The 17977-nt window shown below is 74.2% G+C and carries 17 protein-coding genes; 12 read left to right on the top strand and 5 right to left on the bottom strand.

Annotated features, from left to right (window positions below):
* The first annotated feature begins 249 nt into the window (after window positions 1–249).
* Window positions 250–1152: a phosphatase PAP2 family protein gene (locus IO29_RS33420; protein WP_234307479.1), complete on the top strand. Its 903-nt coding sequence runs from the start codon at window positions 250–252 to the stop codon at window positions 1150–1152.
* A 121-nt stretch (window positions 1153–1273) separates the two neighbouring features.
* Here the strand turns inward: IO29_RS33420 and IO29_RS33415 are convergent, their stop codons facing one another.
* Window positions 1274–1837: a hemerythrin domain-containing protein gene (locus tag IO29_RS33415; RefSeq protein ID WP_030379109.1), complete on the bottom strand. Its 564-nt coding sequence runs from the start codon at window positions 1835–1837 to the stop codon at window positions 1274–1276.
* Window positions 1838–2127: 290 nt separating this feature from the next.
* Between IO29_RS33415 and IO29_RS39170 the strand changes: the two genes are divergently transcribed.
* Complete coding sequence (locus IO29_RS39170) at window positions 2128–2274, top strand: hypothetical protein (protein WP_199806867.1); 147 nt, start codon at window positions 2128–2130, stop codon at window positions 2272–2274.
* An 11-nt stretch (window positions 2275–2285) separates the two neighbouring features.
* On the opposite strand, the gene IO29_RS33410 is transcribed toward IO29_RS39170, so the two are convergent.
* Entirely contained in the window at window positions 2286–2993 is a 708-nt protein-coding gene (locus IO29_RS33410; RefSeq protein ID WP_030379108.1) for an SDR family NAD(P)-dependent oxidoreductase, read from the bottom strand.
* 102 nt (window positions 2994–3095) lie between these two features.
* Between IO29_RS33410 and IO29_RS33405 the strand changes: the two genes are divergently transcribed.
* Window positions 3096–3935, top strand: coding sequence for a helix-turn-helix transcriptional regulator (locus tag IO29_RS33405; protein ID WP_030379107.1), 840 nt, complete (start codon window positions 3096–3098; stop codon window positions 3933–3935).
* Between the two features lie 67 nt (window positions 3936–4002).
* Here the strand turns inward: IO29_RS33405 and IO29_RS33400 are convergent, their stop codons facing one another.
* On the bottom strand, window positions 4003–5541 hold the full coding sequence (locus IO29_RS33400; protein WP_033225224.1) for a hypothetical protein: 1539 nt from the start codon (window positions 5539–5541) through the stop codon (window positions 4003–4005).
* Window positions 5542–6188: 647 nt separating this feature from the next.
* Between IO29_RS33400 and IO29_RS33395 the strand changes: the two genes are divergently transcribed.
* The 8 genes from IO29_RS33395 to IO29_RS33360 all read left to right on the top strand — a co-directional run bounded on the left by IO29_RS33395 (window position 6189) and on the right by IO29_RS33360 (window position 15654).
* Entirely contained in the window at window positions 6189–6758 is a 570-nt protein-coding gene (locus tag IO29_RS33395) for a universal stress protein (protein ID WP_030379105.1), read from the top strand.
* Window positions 6759–6995: 237 nt separating this feature from the next.
* A complete protein-coding gene (locus IO29_RS33390; protein WP_030379104.1) occupies window positions 6996–7550 on the top strand; it encodes a DoxX family protein in 555 nt (184 codons plus the stop codon).
* A gap of 153 nt (window positions 7551–7703) precedes the next feature.
* Window positions 7704–9614, top strand: a complete 1911-nt coding sequence (locus tag IO29_RS33385; RefSeq protein ID WP_051848719.1) for a DUF1996 domain-containing protein — start codon at window positions 7704–7706, stop codon at window positions 9612–9614.
* 136 nt (window positions 9615–9750) lie between these two features.
* Complete coding sequence (locus tag IO29_RS33380) at window positions 9751–10659, top strand: restriction endonuclease (protein WP_030379102.1); 909 nt, start codon at window positions 9751–9753, stop codon at window positions 10657–10659.
* A gap of 69 nt (window positions 10660–10728) precedes the next feature.
* Complete coding sequence (locus IO29_RS33375) at window positions 10729–11646, top strand: NADP-dependent oxidoreductase (protein WP_199806869.1); 918 nt, start codon at window positions 10729–10731, stop codon at window positions 11644–11646.
* A gap of 161 nt (window positions 11647–11807) precedes the next feature.
* The gene (locus tag IO29_RS33370) at window positions 11808–12479 is read left to right on the top strand and encodes a (2Fe-2S)-binding protein (protein WP_234307472.1); all 672 of its coding nucleotides are present in this window, start codon (window positions 11808–11810) and stop codon (window positions 12477–12479) included.
* Window positions 12476–13474, top strand: coding sequence for an FAD binding domain-containing protein (locus IO29_RS33365; protein WP_030379099.1), 999 nt, complete (start codon window positions 12476–12478; stop codon window positions 13472–13474). Before IO29_RS33370 ends, IO29_RS33365 begins: the two co-directional genes overlap by 4 nt.
* 62 nt (window positions 13475–13536) lie before the next feature.
* The gene (locus tag IO29_RS33360; RefSeq protein WP_030379098.1) at window positions 13537–15654 is read left to right on the top strand and encodes a xanthine dehydrogenase family protein molybdopterin-binding subunit; all 2118 of its coding nucleotides are present in this window, start codon (window positions 13537–13539) and stop codon (window positions 15652–15654) included.
* Between the two features lie 18 nt (window positions 15655–15672).
* On the opposite strand, the gene IO29_RS33355 is transcribed toward IO29_RS33360, so the two are convergent.
* Window positions 15673–16488 (bottom strand): YqjF family protein, encoded by an 816-nt coding sequence (locus tag IO29_RS33355; protein WP_234307471.1) that lies wholly within the window; start codon window positions 16486–16488, stop codon window positions 15673–15675.
* A 54-nt stretch (window positions 16489–16542) separates the two neighbouring features.
* A complete protein-coding gene (locus IO29_RS33350; protein ID WP_030379096.1) occupies window positions 16543–17013 on the bottom strand; it encodes an MSMEG_6728 family protein in 471 nt (156 codons plus the stop codon).
* Between the two features lie 150 nt (window positions 17014–17163).
* Between IO29_RS33350 and IO29_RS33345 the strand changes: the two genes are divergently transcribed.
* The gene (locus tag IO29_RS33345) at window positions 17164–17907 is read left to right on the top strand and encodes a DUF4142 domain-containing protein (RefSeq protein WP_030379095.1); all 744 of its coding nucleotides are present in this window, start codon (window positions 17164–17166) and stop codon (window positions 17905–17907) included.
* Window positions 17908–17977 lie beyond the last annotated feature (70 nt).

The raw sequence follows: 17977 nt of genomic DNA, 5'->3' as shown, positions 1-17977 counted from the left end.
GACGGCTCGCGTACGGACGGGCCGGCACGCGGGACGATCCTGCGGCACGCGCGGCGGCGCCGACCACGCGTTTTGCCGTTTCGGCAACTCTGGCCTCCTCGCGTCCCGCCGCTCGGGGTGCGTGCCGCCGCGACGGAGTGAGGTCACGGCGCTCACCGTTTCCCGCCCGTGGGGGCGGGAACCTCAGGGCTTCCCTACCTCAGGGCTTCCCCGTCCCTGTCCTCACGGAAGGAGCGTCGGTTGGACCCGGTGGATGTCGTGGACCGGACAGTGCTCGCCTGGGCCGCCGTCTGCGCGGCCCCCGTGCTGCTGTGCGCGGCGGGGCTGCCGTGCTGGCGCTGGCGGTGGCCGCTCGTGCCGGTGCTGTGCCGCGAGGCCGGGGTCGTGTGCGCGGTGTTCCTGGTGTGGCAGATCCCCACCCGGATGGCGGCCGGGGACCTGGCCACGGCCACCGCGCGGGCGGTGCGCATCCACTCCTGGGAGCAGTCGCTCGGACTGCCCGACGAGGTCTCCTGGCAGCAGGCCGTGCTGCCCCGTTCGTGGCTGGTGCAGACCGCCAACTGGTACTACGCGGTGCTGCACTTCGGTGCCATGGCCGCGGTTCTGGTGTGGCTGTTCCGACGGCACCGCGCCGCCTACCGGCGGCTGCGCACCTGCGTGGTGCTGGTGACCGTCGCCTCGCTGCTCCTGCAACTGATCGCCGTGGCCCCGCCGCGCCTGGTGCCGCGGCTCGGTTTCGTGGACACCGCGGCCCTGTACGGGCAGTCCGTGTACGGGGGCGGTCCGGGGAGCGTCGTCGCCGACGAGCTCGCGGCGGTGCCGTCCGTGCATGTGGCGTGGGCGGTGCTCGTCGCGGCGGCCGTCGTCCTGGCGGGGCGCGGGCGGGTGCGCTGGACGGCCGTCGCGCATCCGGTCCTCACCCTGGCGGTGGTGGTCGTCACCGGCAACCACTTCTGGTTCGACGCGGCGGCGGCCGTCCTCGTCGTCGCGGTGTGCGCCGGGGTGCAATGGGCCGCGCCGCGCCACCTCGCGCCCCGGATGCGCGGTACGAGGGGGCGCCCCCGGCCCGCTCCGGACGTGTCCGCGGGCGCCGCCGCCACGGACCCCGGTCAGGGCCCCCGGCGGACCACCGCCTCGCCGCGGGGACGGTGACGACCGCGTACGACGCGACCGGTTCGGACACGACGCGACGACCGGTCCGGGACGGGGTGTCCGTCCCGGACCGGTCGCGAGGTGGCCGCGGGGGCCGCGCGGGCCGCCGGCGGTCGTCCCGTCAGCCGTTCTTGCCGCGGCCCGACAGGGCGTCGCGGACCCGGTCGACCATGCCGGCGCCGGGGGCCAGCAGCTTGTTGGCCGGCGGCTTGTCCGGGGAGGCCGGGTGCGGCCGGGTCGGGGCCGTCTTCTTGGCCGTACGCACCTTCTCGCCGAGCTTCTCGAGGTCCTCCGCGCCGGCCGCCCGGCGCAGCCGCGGGAAGAGGTTGTTCTCCTCGTCGGCGACATGCTCACGGATCTCACTCATCAGGGAGGTCATCAACTGGTCGAAGCGGGGGTCGTCGGCCTGGCAGCCCTCCAGTTCCTTCATGGTGCGCTCGGCCGTGCTGTGGTCCTCGATCTCCTTGTCGGCGAGGGAGTCGCCGTCGGGGAGGTATTCGCGCACCGCCGGGTAGAGGTGCATCTCCTCGGCCACGGAATGGCGCACGAGTTCGATGGTGGCCTGGTCGGCCAGCTCCTTGCGGCGGCTGTCCCCGGCCGGGAGCGCCTCGAATCGGGCGAACATCTCCTCCACTTCACGATGGTCGGTGGTCAGTTCGTGAATGACGTCTCCGCCGTGTCCCACGGGTGGCTCCTTGCTGCGAGCGGTCGCGACGGCGGCAACGGGTCGTGGACGCCGCTGCGCTCATCGCCGGTAGGACCCCCGTGTTCCCGCAACGGCGCGCTCTATTGCACCCGAAAGGGTGCTGCTCCGATGAGCACCGCGGAGGGCCGCCGGGGCCCGCGCCGGCCGTCCGGCAGGTGCCGGGCGGCCGATGCGGGGTAGCCGGAGCGGGGAGCGCACGCGAGGAAGCGCGCGCACACCGAGCGAAGGCACGGCGGCCGTGGTGGCCGGCCGGGCCGGGAGGAAACGTCATGCCCGGAGTCATGGAGCGCATCAAGCGGTTCGCCAGGAGCCCGCAGGGCCGGCGCACGATCGACCAGGCGCGCCGCGCCGCCGCCGACCCCCGGCGCCGCGCCCAGGCCCAGCGCCTGCTGAGCAAGTTGCGGGCACGCCACTGACCGGCCGCGGCTCACCAGGGCAGCGGGCCCTCGGCGGTGAAGTAGCCGCCGGTGGGACCGTCCGCCCCCACCCGTGCCATCCGTACGATGATCTCGGCGCCCTCCTCCACGGTCTGGATCCCAGTGTTGCCGTTGAGGTCCGTCTTGGTGAACCCGGGCTCGACCGCGTTGATCCGCATCTCCGGGAACGCCTTCGCGAACTGCACGGTGACCGTGTTGACGGCCGTCTTCGAGGCCGGGTAGGCGACGCCCGGGTAGCCGTACGCCGGCGTGCCCGGGGTGGTCATCGCGGTCAGCGAGGCGAGGCCGCTGCTGACGTTGACGATCACCGGGGCGGCGGAGCGGCGCAGCAGGGGCAGGAAGGCATGGGTGACGCGGACCATGCCGAAGACGTTCGTCTCGAACACCTCGCGCATCATGTCCGCGGTGACGTCCGCGGCACCGATGACGCTGTTGCCGGGGCCGCGGCCCTCGATGCCGGCGTTGTTGATCAGTACGTCCAGGCCGCCGTCCGCCTCGACGGCTTCGGCCGCCGCCGCGACGGAGGCGTCGTCGGTGACGTCGAGGACGAGCAGGCGGGCGCCGACCGCGTCGGCCGCACGGCGGCCGCGGGCGGCGTCCCGGCTGCCGAGATAGACGGTGTGTCCCGCCTCGGTGAGGCGGCGGGCGGTCTCCAGTCCGAGGCCCTTGTTGGCCCCGGTGATGAGTGTCGTGGTCATGGGTCCAGGCTGCGCCGGTGCGGCGGGGGCAGCCAGGAGTCCCCGCTTCATGGGACCAGCAGTACCAGGTAGCCGGGCGGCGGGCGCGGCACACTGGGGGTCATGGCGACAGCGGAATTCGGCGGTACGGTACGTCGCTGGCGGGACCGGGTGTCCCCGGAGGCGGCCGGGTTGCCCTCGGGCGGGCAACGGCGCGCGGCGGGGCTGCGCCGTGAGGAGCTGGCCATGCTGGCCGGCATCTCCGTCGACTACGTGACCCGGCTCGAACAGGGGCGGGCCTCCAACCCGTCGCCCCAGGTCGTCGAGGCGCTGGCGCGGGCGCTGCGGCTGTCGGGCACCGAGCGGGCCCATCTGTTCCGGCTGGCCGGGCTGCTCGCGCCGGGCGGGGACACCGTGCCCACGCATGTGACGCCCAGTGTGCAGCGGCTGCTCGACCGGCTGGCGGGGACGCCGGCCGCGGTGTTCGACGCGTCCTGGACGCTGCTGTTCGCCAATCCGCCGTATGCGGCGCTGATGGGCGATCCGTCCGGGTGGCGGGGCAACGAACGCAACAGTGTGTGGCGGCACTTCGTCGGGCCGGGCAGCCGGGCGCGGCACACGCCGGAGTCCCTGCGGGCGTTCGAGCGGGCGCTCGTCGCCGATCTGCGGGCGACCGTCGCCCGCTATCCGGAGGATCCGCGGTTGCGGCGGCTGGTGGGTGAACTGCGGGCGCGCAGTGGGCGGTTCGGGGAGTTGTGGGAGTCGGGGGCGGTGGGTGCGCACGAGGCGGCGCGCAAGGTCATCGAGCATCCGGAGGTGGGGGACGTGACGTTGGACTGCGACGTGCTCGCGGTGTCCGGCAGCGATCTGCGGATCATGGTGTACACGGCGGAGCCGGGCAGCGAGGACGCGGACCGGCTGGCGCTTCTGACGGTCCTGGGCACCCAGACGCTGACGCGATGAGGCGGTGTGGGGGCGCGGTACGTCTGATCGCGCCCGCCGCACATTGCCACAGCCCCGCGCCCCTCTGTCAGGTGTCCGTCCCCGTGCCGGTGCCCGTGCCGAATCCCCGTGTCGTGTACGCGCATTCCGTGTACACGTACCCGGGGCGCAGCTTGGCCGTGTCCGACGACGGCGTCGTGGTCGTCGCGTCGGACCGCGACTTGTGGACGAAGTACGTCGTGCCGACCGGCAGTGAGATCGTGCGCTGCGGGTAGTTCCGCCCGCTCTTGCCGCACGGTTCGAAGCCGGGGCTCAGTGTGCTGCCCCAGTCGTACTCGGAGCAGCTGCCGCACCCCTTGAGCGTGAAGCTGCCGGTGACGGGGCCCGTGTAGAGGACCGTGATGTCGTCGGGGCTGTCGTTCTCGACCGTGACGGAGATGCTGCCGCCGGAGGCCGTCGTGGGCAGCCGCTTGCCGGCGGCCGGGACGGTCTGCGCGACCTCCGCGGCGATGGCTATCTTCTGCGCGCGGGCCCGGTTCCTGTGGTGCTTGTTGTTCTTGACGAAGTCGTTCATGCTTTCGAGGGCCGCGTCGAAGTCCTTGTCCTTGTACTGGTCGACGCCGCAGTCGTACGCACCCTCGTCGGCGCCGCGGCCCGCCCGGTCGGCGTCCTTCGCCAGGGCCTGGCCGACGCCCGCCTTCTCCCCCGGCAGATCCGTGATCTGCGCGGAGAGGCCCTCGAGCCGGGAGACCGCCGTGCACGGCTCGTCGCCGTCCACCTCCTTGACGGCCTTGCCGACCGCCGACTTCACGGCCGGTTCCACCTTGGCCGCCTGCTCGGACTGCGGGAACGTGGTCAGCAGGTCCCCGAAGAGGCCGGGCCACTCCGCGTCGCCCGAGGTCAGGCCGTCCGACGCGCAGCTGTAGAGGGAGGTGGCCAGCCGGTCGTCCGGCCAGTGGGCCAGTGAGCCGAGCCGCTCGCGGTCGACCGTGCGCGGCACGGTGCGCAGGTACTTCAGTGCGGGTACGGCGTCGCAGTACCGGTGCCGCTCGTAGGAGGCGCCGACCGTCGTGTAGAAGTCGTGCAGCCGGTCCGGTACACGGGCGGCGGCGCGGGAGCCGGCGTGGTCCGTGGCGAGGGCGTCGTAGGCCTTCAGGGCCCGGCGGTAGTCGGGCTCGGCCTTGTCGAACGGCTGCTCGGAGGCCGCTTCGACGAGGTGGTCGGCGCCGTCCAGCCGGTCGAGGAGCAGCTGCTCGGTGGCCTCGTCGCGGGCGCCGTCGTACAGCACGACACCGCCCGCCGGGACGGCGAGCAGCAGGACGCCGAGCGCGAGGGCCACCGGGGTCCGCGGCGGCCACCTCAGCCGGGTGCGCAGGCCCACGGCGGCGCCGTGGGCGGCGGCGGCGAGGAGGAGCGCGGCGTAGAGGGCGAGGGCGAGCGCCGGGACGCCGTCCGGGTCGGCGGGCAGCGCGACGAGGAGCAGGACGGCGGTCGCGACCCAGCACACCAGGGTGAGCAGCGGGCGCCGTACGAGCGCGTACCCCAGGCCGAGGCCGCTGAGGTTCAGCAGCCCCACGGCGGCGGCCCGCCCGCCGTCCGCGGGGGCGGCCGGCGGGGCGGCGGGCATGGGCGGAACGTGGAACCCGCCCCCGGCAGGGCCGTAGGGCGCCCCGGCCGGACCGTACGGGGCACTGGCCGGACCGGCCGGAGCACCCGGTGGGGCGTACGGCGACCCCGTGGGAGCGGCCGGCTCGGGCCGGCCGCCCTCGAGCGGAACGGGGCGGCTCCAGCCGGTGTCGGCCTGGTCCCCGGCCGCACCGGACCCGCCTCCGACCGCACCGGGCGCGCTCCCGGCGGCACCCGGCGCGTTCCCGGCCGAGCCCGGCGGTCCCCACGCCGGACCGGGCCTGCCCCCGGTGGCCTCATGCTGCGGCTCGCCGATCGCGGGCGGCCGGTCGCCGCCCTCGTCGTAGCCGTCTGCGGACGTGCCGTTCTGATCCCCGGACATGCCGTTCCCCCCATTCAACCCCACCCGCGCACGCGTGGGTTGCAGTGTACGGTCGGTCGACCGGTGGTGAACAGCGAGTATCCGGCGCCCGGACCCGTGCCGCGCGGTCCGCGAGCCCGAACGCGGACGTGCCGAACGGCGCCGAGCGGGTACCCGGGACTCCGTGCCGGGAGTGAGCCGGACGGTGGTCCCCGCGGGAGCGCGCACGCGCATGCGACGCCCGCGCGGCGGCGGTCCGGGAGACGAACACGTGGAACGGTGAAGTCATGTCTGAAGCCGACGGTGTGGGACCCGCTCGTGTCGTGGTCGGTACGAGCGATTCCCTCAGCAGCCGGACGGCCCTGTACCGGGCCGCCGAGGAAGCCCGGCGCAGGGGCGCCGAACTGTGGGCCGTGCTCGCCTGGGACGCGCCCGGCGGCGAGCTCACCGCCCACCGCCCGGCCGGCACGGAACCGCTGCTCGACGAGTGGCGGCGGCCGGCCCGGCGCGCCCTGCTGACGGTGCTGCACGAGACCTTCGGCACGGCGGGGCCCGGCGTGCCGCTGCGGGCCGTCCTCGGCCGGGGGCCGGCGGGCCGGGCCCTGGTGCACATCGCCGACCGCGCCGGTGACCTCCTGGTCGTCGGCGCCGGACGGCGCGGCCGGCTGCACCGGCTGCTGTCGCCCTCCGTGAGCCGGTACTGCATCGCCCACGCCGCCTGCCCGGTCCTCGCGGTGCCGCCCTCGCCGCTGGCGGCCGACTGGAAGGCCGCGCACCGGCGCAACGCGCTGCGGCTGCCGCTCGACACCCGTCACCTCACCGACGAGACGCAGGCGAAGGTCCCGCCCGAGCTGTGACGGAGCCGGTGCGGGTCCCTCGTGGACGGAGCCGGAGCGGGCGGCCGGGGTGGTGGGGGCGGTTGACGCGGCCGTGCGCGGCCGGGGCGGTTGACGCGGTCGGGGCGACCGGGGCGATGACGCGGTCGGGGCGACCGGGACGGTCGGCGGATTGATCGTCCGGCCAGTGGGGAACCCGGCAGCGGGCGCCTCCCCCGCGCTCGCCACCGTTGCCGACCCGTCTGAGAGGGCCATCCCATGAGTCTGTTGCGAGTGCTCGGCCGTCCGATGCTGGCCTCCATGTTCATCGCGGGCGGACTGGACTCCGTCCGCCACCCGGAGCGGGTGGCGGGAATCGCGGAGCCCGTGGTCCGGCCCGTGTCCGACCGTGTGCCGGTGGTGCCCGACAGCACCGAGCAGGCCGTACGGCTCAGCGGTGCCGTACAGGTCGCGGCCGGCGTGCTGCTGGGGCTCGGCCGCATGCCCCGGCTCTCCGCGCTGGCCCTCGCGGGCACGCTCGTGCCGACGACGCTGGCGGGCCACCGGTTCTGGGAGGCGGAGGACGACGCCGACCGCGTCCAGCAGCGCATCCACTTCCTCAAGAACGTCTCGATGCTGGGCGGGCTCCTCGTCGCCGCCGACGACACCGGGGGCCTCCCCTCGCTCCTGTGGCGCGGCCGCCACACCGCGAAGGAGCTGCGGCGCGAGGCGAAGCTCGTGCGCCGCTCGGCCCGGATGGGCGCGCTCCCGGCGGCCGCGGCGGGCAGCGTCCGCGCGGGCGCGAAGGGCCTGACGGCCAGGCTCCCCGGCTGAGACGGCGCGGACGGCCGGTCCCGATTCTCCTGAGACGGCGCGGTCGGCCGGTCCCGATTCCCCTGAGACTGCTGTGAACATCCTGTGTCCCGGCTCCGTATAGAGCCCGAGGGCTGTTCCCGCCCTGTCCGGTGGCAAGTCGAGGAGGATGTCGTGACCGGAGGGACCCGCAGGAGACCGAAGGCCGCACGGCGCAGTACGGCGGCGGCGATCGCGCTGATGCTCGGCGGGGCCGGTCTGATCGCGGTCAACACGTACGCCTCGGCCACCGAGACGGGCTCGTCGGAGACCTCCCAGCGACTGCCGGCCGGTGCCGCGGGGAGCACGATCGACTGTCCCGAGGTCGCCGACCACCTGCCCGAGCTGTCGGAGAAGGCCCGGGCGGGCGTGAGCGACGAACTGGCCGCGATGGACAGCCAGATCACCGACGCCTACCAGCGGCTGACCGCGATGGGCACGGCAGCGAGGTCCGGAGCCGGGGAGAAGGTCAAGGGCGAAGTCCTCGATCCCCTGGCCGAGTCGAGGACGGAGAGCATCGGCCGGATCAGCGACTCGATCGACAAGAGCACCGGTCAGCGGCCGTCGGGCCTGGACGATCTGGCGGCCTGCGAGGTGAAGAGGGACCCGGGCGGCACGGCAGGCACCGGTGGCGGTGGCGGAACCGTCCCGTCCGGCAGCGACGGGCAGAACGAGAACGGCCCGGACGCCTCGGACTTCGTCGACATCCGGACCGTGAAGCCGAACGTGAGCGGCCCCGTGGCAGGGGCCGGCGTCGCCCGCGGCTCGTTCACCGTCGACTGCGGGGTGAACGAGAACAAGAACTACAACACCGACAACGTCATCGCGGCGCCCGGCGTGACCAACGGCGCCCACCACCTGCACGACTACGTCGGCAACCAGGACGTCAACGCCTTCTCCAACAACGACACGTTCGCCGCGGCGGACACCTCCTGCGAGGAGCAGGGCGACAGGTCGGCGTACTACTGGCCGGTGGTCCGCGTCCAGGACGGCACGCAGGACTTCGACCAGAACAGCGACGGCGGCGGCAAGGAGGGCAACGTCGGCAAGATCCTCACCGCCAAGCAGGCCGAGATCACGTACGTCGGCAGCAAGACCGCCGAGGTCGTCGCGATGCCGAAGTTCCTGCGCATCATCACCGGTGACGCCAAGGCCTTCACCAACGGCCCCGCCAACGCCAACGCGCACTTCGAGGGCAGTGACGTGGTCCGCTCGTTCGCCTTCCAGAGCTGCTGGGACGGCCAGAACATCGACAGCGCCAACCACCGTACGCATGTCGCGTTCGCCGACGCGGACGGCAACTGCGCCAACGGCTTCAAGGCCATTCCGCGGCTGACGATGCGCCTGGTGTACGAGGTCCCGGCCCCGACCGTCGAGAACGGTCGGGTGAAGAACGCCTACGCGGTCGACGGATTCCCGGAGCAGCTGCACAAGCCGATCAACGACCACGACGACTTCATCAACATCATGGACGAGAAGTTGATGGACGAGATGGTCGACTGCCTCAACGCGGGCCGCACCTGCGGCGCCGGCGCCCCGCCTGCGACCGAGCCCGGCGACGACAAGGGCGGTGACCAGGGCGGCAACGGCGGCGGCAAAGGCGGTCAGGACAACGGCGCCGGCAAGGGAGACAACAGCGACAAGGGCAACGACACCGGCTCGCAGGACGAGCAGAACGGGAAGGACGGGAAGGCCGGGGAGGACGCGCAGAACGGCACCAAGGGCTCCGGCGGCGACGCCGTGAAGGGCGGCGGCAACACCGGCGCCGACACCCCGAAGACCGAGTCGACGGTCGCCTCCGACGCCCAGCGCTCGGAGGCCACCGAAGCGCCCACCGGCTCCGCTTCGCCCTCCGCGGTCTCCCGGGCCGAGGGCACCGACGACCAGGACACGGTGGGCTCCAACCCGGCGCCGCAGGCCGAGGGTTCGCAGGGCAGCCTCGCCGAGACCGGGTCGCAGTTGTGGCCCGCCGCGGCCGGCGCCCTGATGCTCTGCGCCGGTCTGGTCGTCCTGCTCCGCTCGCGGCGGTACACCGCACGCCGCTGAGCGGCACCGCCGGAACCGGCGGGGGCTCGCACGGCATCGCGAGCCACCGCCGGTTCCGGCTCAAGTCGGCGATCTTGGGCACACGTCCGGAGAGAGTGATCTTCGAAGTGTGCTCCACGAGGGGGGACCGCCGTCCATGACCACCACACCTGTGCGCCGGATACGTGTGCGGCGCCCCGGCCGCGGCTTCGACCTGCGGCGTACCTCGCTGTTCTTCGTCCTGCTCGCCCTGGTCGTGGTGGTGCTGGGGCTCGCCGCGCGGACGGCCGCCCGGGCCGCCGCGGACTGGCCGGTCCTGGCGGTGGCGCTGTGTCTGGTGGCGCTGCCGTCCGCCGCGCTCGCCCTGCGCCACGGCCGCCGCCGCTTCTCCGCCCGCCGGGCCGCGCGCCGCGCGGTCACCGCGATCGACGCCGCGACGACGACGGCGCTCGACTCCCTGACGGAACCGGCCCCCGCGGCGCCCACCACCGCCGGACCCCACCCGGCCGGGCCGGCACACACCGGGCGCACGCTCACCGAACCCCTGCCCGCCGCCCCGGAGTTCGAGCCGGAGCGGACAACGGCGCCGCTCCCCGAACCCGACCTCGGCCCCGAACCCGACCTCGGTCCCGAACCCGTGGAGTACACCGCCGTCGACTACGGCCTCCTCGACCCCGACGCGTTCGAGCAGGCCGTCGCCGCGCTGTGCGAGCGCGACGGATGCACGGAGGTGGAGGTGGTCGGCGGCGCCGGGGACCTCGGCGCGGATGTGGTGGGGATCACCCCCGACGGCCGGCGCCTCGTCGTCCAGTGCAAGCGGTACGGCGACACCCACAAGGTCGGCTCGCAGGACATGCAGCGCTTCGGCGGCACGTGCTTCACCGTGCACGAGGCCGAGGTCGCCGCCGTCGTGACCACGAGCGGCTTCACCGCGCCCGCCGTCGAGTACGCCGAGCAGTGCGGCATCCTCTGCGTCGACCGGGACACCCTGCAAGCCTGGAGTGACGGCACCGGTCCCGCGCCCTGGCACCCGGACCACCGCCCGCGCCCCGACGACCACCAGTGACGGCGGCCGACGACCACCGGAAAGGCAGACCTCACCATGACCGACCAGGAGAAGACCGCGGACACCTCGATGCGCGCCATGACCTACGACCGCTTCGGCGACAACGGGGTGCTGTCGGAGACCCGGCGACCCCGCCCCAAGGTGGGCCCCGGCGAGGTGCTCGTCCGGGTGCGCTGCGCCTCGGTCAACCCCGTCGACTGGAAGCTCATGGCCGGCGGCCTGAAGGACCTGATGGACACCGTCTTCCCGGTGGTGCCCGGCTGGGACGTGGCCGGCGTCGTCGAGCAGACCGGCATCGACGCGCCCGAGTTCGCGGTCGGCGACGAGGTGGTGGCGTACGCGCGGAAGGACTACGTGCACGGCGGGACGTTCGCCGAGTTGGTCACCGTCCCCGTGCGCGCCCTGGCCCGGCGGCCGGCGTCGCTGTCGTGGGAGCAGTCGGGCGGACTGCCGCTGGCGGGGCTGACCGCGTACCAGACGCTGACCCGGCTGGGCACCGGCAAGGGCAGCACCGTGCTGATCCACAACGCGGCCGGCGGGGTGGGCACCATGGGCGTGCAGATCGCGGTGGCGCTGGGCGCCCGGGTGATCGGCACGGCGTCGCCGAAGCGGCACGACACGCTGCGCGAGCTGGGCGCCGAGCCCGTGGCGTACGGCGACGGGCTCGCCGGCCGGGTGCGGGAGCTGGCGCCGGACGGGGTGGACGTGGTGGCCGACTTCGTGGGCGGTGTCCTGGACGTCACCCGGGCGGTCCTGGCCGAGGGCGGGCGGCACGCGTCCATCGCCGACAACAGCGTGATCGAGGCGGGCGGGCAGTGGATGTGGGTCCGGCCCAGCGGCGCCGACCTGGCCGAACTGGGCCGGCTGGCGGACGAGGGGAAGCTGACGGTGCCCGTCGCCGCGACGTACCCGCTGGAGAGGTTGCCGGACGCCTTCGCGCGCAGCCAGGAGGGGCACACCCACGGCAAGATCGTGGTCACCGTCTGAGCCCCCGGCCCCTCCTGGCGGGCTCGCGCGCCGCACTCCCGACGTGCCGGGACGTGTCAGGTGGCGCAGCCTGGTTACGCGGTTCCCACGGCACCGCGCGCGGCCCCGGCCGGCGCGCGGGCCGCGACCGCGTCCCGCCGCGACGGAAGGCTCCCCACGCCATGGACGGTCCGCACTACGAGACAGGCACCGGCGACCGGGCCCGCGACGGCGCCCGCCCCACCGGGTCCGAGGCACCGGGCGGCGGTGCCGTCGGCACCCTGCCGGAGGACTGCCGGTCCACGACGACGCTCCGCGTCAACGGCGTGTCGCACACGCTGACCGTCGACAACCGGCGTGTCCTGCTGGACCTGCTGCGCGAGGACCTCGACCTCGTCGGCGCGAAGAAGGGCTGCGACCACGGCCAGTGCGGCGCCTGCACGGTCCTGCTCGACGGGCGCCGGGTCAACAGCTGCCTGCTCCCCGCCGTGGCCCTGGACGGCCGTGAGGTCACCACCGTCGAAGGGCTCCCGGCGCTCGCCACGCCCGAGGACCGCACCGACGGTGCCGACGGCGACGGCAGCGGCGGCCCGCTCCACCCGTTGCAGCGGGCCTTCCTGGACCGGGACGCCTTCCAGTGCGGCTACTGCACCCCGGGCCAGCTCTGCTCCGCCGTCGGCGCGATCGGCGAGGCCGTGGCGGGCCATCCCTCGTACGTCACCGATCCGGCCGCCCCGTCCGGCGAGCCGGTGCCGCTCACGCGGGAGGAGATCCGCGAGCGGCTCAGCGGCAATCTGTGCCGCTGCGGCGCCTATCCGCACATCGTCGAGGCCGTGGAGGACGTACTGCCGTGAAACCCTTCGCCTATCTGCGGGCCGGCAGCGTCGAGGAGGCCGTCGACGCCCATGCCGCGCACCCCGGTGCCCGTTACCTCGGGGGCGGCACCAATCTGATGGACCTGATGAAGCTGGACGTGGAACGGCCCGGCACCCTGATCGACGTCAGCCGGCTGCCGCTGGACGACGTGCGGGAGCTGCCCGACGGGGGGCTGTGGGCCGGGGCCACCGTCCGCAACAGCGATCTGGCGGCGCACCCCGCCGTCCGCGACCGCTATCCGGCGCTCTCCCAGGCGCTGCTCTCCGGCGCCTCCGGGCAGCTGCGCAACGTCGCCACCACCGGCGGCAATCTGCTCCAGCGCACGCGCTGCCCGTACTTCCAGGACGTCACCAAGCCGTGCAACAAGCGGGAGCCGGGCAGCGGGTGCGGCGCCCTGGAGGGCGTGCACCGCGACCACGCGGTCCTCGGGTACTCCGAGCGGTGCATCGCCACGCACCCCTCGGACATGGCGGTGGCGCTGGCCGCGCTGGACGCCGAGGTGCAGCTGTACGGCGCGGACGGGAAGCGGAAGGTGCCGGTGGCCGAGTTCCACCGGCTGCCCGGTGAGCACCCGGAGCGGGACACCGAGATCCGCCCCGGGGAGCTGATCACCGGGGTGGTGCTGCCCGCGGCCACGGCCGGGCTGCCCTCCGCGTACCGCAAGGCCCGGGACCGCGCCTCGTATGCGTTCGCGCTCGCCTCGGTGGCCGCCGTCCTGGAGGTGGCCGACGGTGTCGTGCACCGGGCCGGGATCGCGTTCGGCGGGGTGGCGCACCGGCCGTGGCGGGCGCGCCGGGCCGAGGAGGCGCTGCTGGGCGCCGCGCCGACGGCGGACGCGTTCGAGCACGCCGTCGACCTGGAGCTGGCGGCGGCCCGGCCGCTGGGCGACAACGCCTACAAGGTGCCGCTGACCCGGGGCGTGGCCCTGGACGTCCTCACCCGACTGGCGCCCCGCACCCCGGCACCGGTCTGAGCCCCGCCCCGCACCCTCATCTCTTCGCATCCCGCTGCCCCCGGGCAGGTCAGGAGGACCCCATGGTTTCCGTCGCCGCCACCGGCTCCGCCGTCGGCGCCCCGGCCGAGCGCCGCGAAGGGCGGGAGAAGGTCACGGGCCGGGCCCGGTACGCCGCCGAGCATCCGCTGCCCGGCCGGGCGTACGGGTGGCCCGTGGCCGCGTCGGTCGCGCGCGGCCGGGTGCGCTCCCTGGACGCCTCGGCGGCCCTGGAACTGCCGGGGGTCCTCGCGGTCCTCACCCCCGACGACGCGCCCCGGCTGGCCGAGCCGGACGACCCGACCCTGAAGGTGCTCCAGGACGACCGCGTGCCGCACCACGGCTGGTTCGTCGCGCTCGTCGTCGGCGAGAGCCTGGAGGCGGCCCGGGCCGGCGCCGCCGCCGTCCGGGTGGAGTACGCGGCCGAGGAGCACGACGTGACGCTCACCGCCGGGCACCCGGCGGCGTACACCCCCGAGCAGGCCAACGGCGGGTATCCCGGCCGCCGTCAACAAGGCGATCCCGAGGGCGCGTTCGCCTCGGCCGCCACCCGCGTGGACGTCTCCTACCGGGTGCCGCCGCTGCACAACCACCCGATGGAGCCGCACACCTCCACCGCCCGCTGGGACGGGGACCGGCTGCTGGTGCACGCCTCCTCCCAGGGCGCCACGGCCGTACGGTCCACGCTGGCCGCGCTGTTCGAGCTGCCGGAGGAGCGGATCACCGTCACCGCGGAGCACGTGGGCGGCGGCTTCGGCTCCAAGGGCACCCCGCGTCCGGACGTGGTACTGGCGGTGATGGCCGCGCGGCACACGGGACGCCCGGTGACCGTCGCGCTCCCCCGCCGCCTGATGCCGGCCGTGGTGGGCCACCGCGCGCCCACCCTGCACCGGCTGCGGCTGGGCACCGGTCCGGACGGCCGGCTGACCGGGCTGCTGCACGAAGTGACGACGTACACCTCGCGCGTCAAGGAGTTCGTGGAGCAGGCCGCGGTCCCCGCCCGGGTGATGTACGCCGCGCCGCACATGCTCACCGAACACCACGTCGTCCCGCTCGACGTGCCCACGCCCTCCTGGATGCGCGCCCCCGGCGAGGCCCCCGGGATGTACGCGCTGGAGTCCGCGATGGACGAACTCGCGGTGGCGCTGAACACCGACCCGGTCGAGCTGCGGATCGCCAACGAGCCGGACGTCGAACCGGACAGCGGCAAGCCGTTCAGCAGCCGGCACCTGGTGGAGTGCCTGCGTGAGGGGGCCCGCCGCTTCGGCTGGTCCGGGCGTGATCCGCGCCCCGGTGCCCGCCGCGAGGGCCCGCTCCTGGTGGGCACGGGCGTGGCCGCCGCCACCTATCCGGTGCTGGTGCAGCCCTCCGTCGCGAGCGCCGAGGCCCGGCCCGACGGCACGTTCGTGGTCCGGATCAACGCCACCGACATCGGCACCGGCGCCCGGACGATCCTGGCCCAGATCGCCGCCGACACACTCGGGGTGCCGCTGGAGAGGGTGCGCAGCGAGGTCGGCAGCACGGAGCTGCCGCCCGCCTCACTGGCCGGTGGTTCCTCCGGCAGTTCCTCGTGGGGCTGGGCGGTGCACCAGGCGTGCACCGAGCTGACGGAGCGGCTCGCGGAGCACGCGGGGCGGATCCCGGAGGGCGGGCTGAGCGCATCGGCCGACACCACCGGGTCGGCGGACGCCGACAGTCCCTACGCACGGCACGCGTTCGGCGCGCACTTCGCCGAGGTCACGGTGGACACGGTCACCGGGGAGACCCGGGTGCGCCGGCTGCTCGGCGTGTTCGCGGCCGGGCGGATCCTCAACGCCCGTACGGCGCGCTCGCAGTTCATCGGCGGGATGACGATGGGGATGGGCATGGCGCTGACCGAGGGCAGCACGATGGACGCCGCGTTCGGCGACTTCGTCGAGTGCGACCTGGCCTCGTACCACGTGCCCGCCCACGCCGACGTGCCGGACGTCGAGGCGCACTGGCTGGACGAGGACGATCCGCACACCAACCCGATGGGCAGCAAGGGGATCGGCGAGATCGGCATCGTCGGCTCGGCGGCGGCGGTCGGCAACGCGGTCCACCACGCCACCGGCGTCCGCTTCCGCGAACTGCCGCTCACGCCGGACCGGGTGCTGACGGGGCTGCGCGCCACTGGTATGTGACGGGTATGAGACGGGCCGTCAGGGCGTCGGAATGCCCGCCGGGCGGGCGGGGCGGCCCAGTTCGACCGGCACGCCGGGCGAGTACAGCACGCTCACCGGCTCCCCCGAGTCGCCGGGCAGACCGGCCGCGGCCAGCAGGTTCTCCTCGCAGCGCACCAGCTCGGCACGGTGCAGCGGCCAGCGCGGATGCGCGTTGGGCAGGAACCCGGTGTCCCCGAAGAAGGCGTTGTGCATCCCCCACCGGGCGGTCAGGAAGTGCTCCAGACCGGTCGGCTCGGCGATCGGCTCGCCCCGCCGCACCACCAGCTTGCAGTACGCGCCCCGGGGTCCGGGCCACCGCCGGGTGCTGGTGTAGCCGATCAGGTCACCCCTGTGGCGTACGGCCATCCGGGACCACACGTACGGCAGCCGGAACCCGGCCCGGCCCATCAGCACCGGGATCAGCCGGGCGGCGTCCATCGAGCGGAACACCACCCCGCGCCGCCCGTGCGCGTCGACGGAGTACAGCCGCACGTTGGTCTCCGGGAACGAGCCGAGGTACGGCACCCCGGGCAAGCGCAGCCAGCCGACCCGGTGCATCCGGAACGCCACCAGGCCGGCGTACGTCCGCCCCTCGTACACGTCCGGCACGGTCCCGGCGGGCAGCAGCGGGGCGACGGCGTCCGGGTCGAGCGCCCAGTGGACGAAGGCGAGGTCCAGCCACTCCTGGGTGAGCAGCGGCCACTTCAGGGCGGCGGGCGCGTCGGGGGTGACGGGCTCGGGGGCGGGCCGCGGGGACACCGGTCCGGCGGGTCCGGGTCCGGCGGGCACGGGCGGCTGCGGGGTCGTCGGCATGGCGCCAGCATCTCAGGGGCGGGCGTACGCCACTGGGGTGACCCGCGCGGGGGCTCACTCGCCGCCGCGGTCCGAGCCGGGCCAGTGGTACGGCAGGTCGTCCGGTACGCCGGGGAAGTGCGGGGCGTAGAAGTCGGGGTCCTTGCGGACCAGGGCGGAGCGGTGGCTGCGGTGCAGGGCGGGATCGCCCAGCCAGGGCGGCAGTTCACCGGCCTCGGCCAGCTCCGCCTGCTCCCGTACCGCGGTGCCGGGCCGGTGGGCGGCGAAGTCGGCGACCATGGTGGCCGCGCAGCTGTCCTGGTGGCCGAGGTCGCGCCAGACGTGGCACATCTGCAACCCGTAGCGGACGAGGGCCTCCTCGTACCCCGTCCACATCCGCACCGCCGGATGCCGGCGCCAGCCGTAGCCGGGCACGGTCAGCCCGCGCAGCACCTGGAGCGCCTCGACGCGCTGTTTGCCGAGCCGGCGGCGGTCCAGGACGCGGGCCGACTCGGTGAAGTCCGGATACGGGAGGAATGTCTGCACGGCTCATCTCGTACCGCGCGACGGCGGGAACGAATCACCCGCGCTCCTGGTGACTGTTCCGGCGACGGCGTCCGTACCTTCCGGTGTACGAGACGTACGACGTGTACGAGACGTACCAGGTGTACGAGCAGCCCGTGTCTGGAGGCACCCATGCGCATGTCCCGCAACATGGCCGGAACCGTCTTCGTGTTCGGCGCGCTGAGTCTGACGCTCACCGCCCTCGCGTACCCGGCCGTGCTCGGGATGCGGAACTCGGCCACCAACCCCGACCGTGTCATCGCCGACACCCCGCACGGCCCGCTCACCGAGGGCGACCGGGACTTCGTGGTGAAGGTGCGCTCGGCCGGGCTGTGGGAGTACCCGCTCGGCGAGAAGGCACTGGAGCGGGGCACGACCGACGCGATGAAGGAGGCGGGCAGGCACCTGATCGTCGGGCACGCCGGGCTGGACGAGACCTGCCGGAGGATCGCGCCCGAGCTGAACATCACCCTGCCCAACCAGGCGACCCCGCAACAGCAGCAGTTCGTGGCCACGGTGGACGCCTCGCGGGGCAAGGAGTTCGACTCCACGGCCGTCAACATCATGCGGGTGACGCACGGGCAGATCTTCCCAGCCATCGCCAAGATCCGTGCCAGTACGCGGAACACGCTGGTCAGGCAGCTCGCCGACCAGGCCAACGACACGGTCCTCGACCACATCACGGTGCTGGAGAAGACCGGCCTGGTCAATCACGACCAGGTCAACTTCCAGCAGACGACGCCGCCCAAGCTCGACCCGAACCAGCTCACCCCGCCGCCGCCCCAGCCGGGCTCGCCGCTGGTGGCGCTCACCCCGCGCCCCGACCTGAACGTCCGCACCACGTCCCCGACGGCCTCCTCGACGCCGTCGGGGTGACCCTCTTGCCGGTTCCAGGTCTTACGGAGCGGTGACGTGCGGGCCGGCGGGGCGGGTGCGGGGCTCCGAC

It is taken from the genome of Streptomyces sp. NRRL F-6676 (assembly GCF_000725625.1).
Taxonomy (GTDB): Bacteria; Actinomycetota; Actinomycetes; order Streptomycetales; family Streptomycetaceae; genus Streptomyces.
Note: the sequence above shows the minus strand (reverse complement) of the source record. Positions and strands in the feature narration are given on the sequence as shown.

What these genes read in the sequence shown, in the direction of transcription:
- IO29_RS39170 (WP_199806867.1), top strand. Translation starts at nt 2,128, where the DNA reads ATGCCCGGAGTCATGGAGCGCATCAAGCGGTTCGCCAGGAGCCCGCAG.
- IO29_RS33410 (WP_030379108.1), bottom strand. Translation starts at nt 2,993, where the DNA reads ATGACCACGACACTCATCACCGGGGCCAACAAGGGCCTCGGACTGGAG.
- IO29_RS33405 (WP_030379107.1), top strand. Translation starts at nt 3,096, where the DNA reads ATGGCGACAGCGGAATTCGGCGGTACGGTACGTCGCTGGCGGGACCGG.
- IO29_RS33400 (WP_033225224.1), bottom strand. Translation starts at nt 5,541, where the DNA reads ATGCCCGCCGCCCCGCCGGCCGCCCCCGCGGACGGCGGGCGGGCCGCC.
- IO29_RS33395 (WP_030379105.1), top strand. Translation starts at nt 6,189, where the DNA reads ATGTCTGAAGCCGACGGTGTGGGACCCGCTCGTGTCGTGGTCGGTACG.
- IO29_RS33390 (WP_030379104.1), top strand. Translation starts at nt 6,996, where the DNA reads ATGAGTCTGTTGCGAGTGCTCGGCCGTCCGATGCTGGCCTCCATGTTC.
- IO29_RS33380 (WP_030379102.1), top strand. Translation starts at nt 9,751, where the DNA reads ATGACCACCACACCTGTGCGCCGGATACGTGTGCGGCGCCCCGGCCGC.
- IO29_RS33375 (WP_199806869.1), top strand. Translation starts at nt 10,729, where the DNA reads ATGCGCGCCATGACCTACGACCGCTTCGGCGACAACGGGGTGCTGTCG.
- IO29_RS33370 (WP_234307472.1), top strand. Translation starts at nt 11,808, where the DNA reads ATGGACGGTCCGCACTACGAGACAGGCACCGGCGACCGGGCCCGCGAC.
- IO29_RS33360 (WP_030379098.1), top strand. Translation starts at nt 13,537, where the DNA reads ATGGTTTCCGTCGCCGCCACCGGCTCCGCCGTCGGCGCCCCGGCCGAG.
- IO29_RS33355 (WP_234307471.1), bottom strand. Translation starts at nt 16,488, where the DNA reads ATGCCGACGACCCCGCAGCCGCCCGTGCCCGCCGGACCCGGACCCGCC.
- IO29_RS33345 (WP_030379095.1), top strand. Translation starts at nt 17,164, where the DNA reads ATGCGCATGTCCCGCAACATGGCCGGAACCGTCTTCGTGTTCGGCGCG.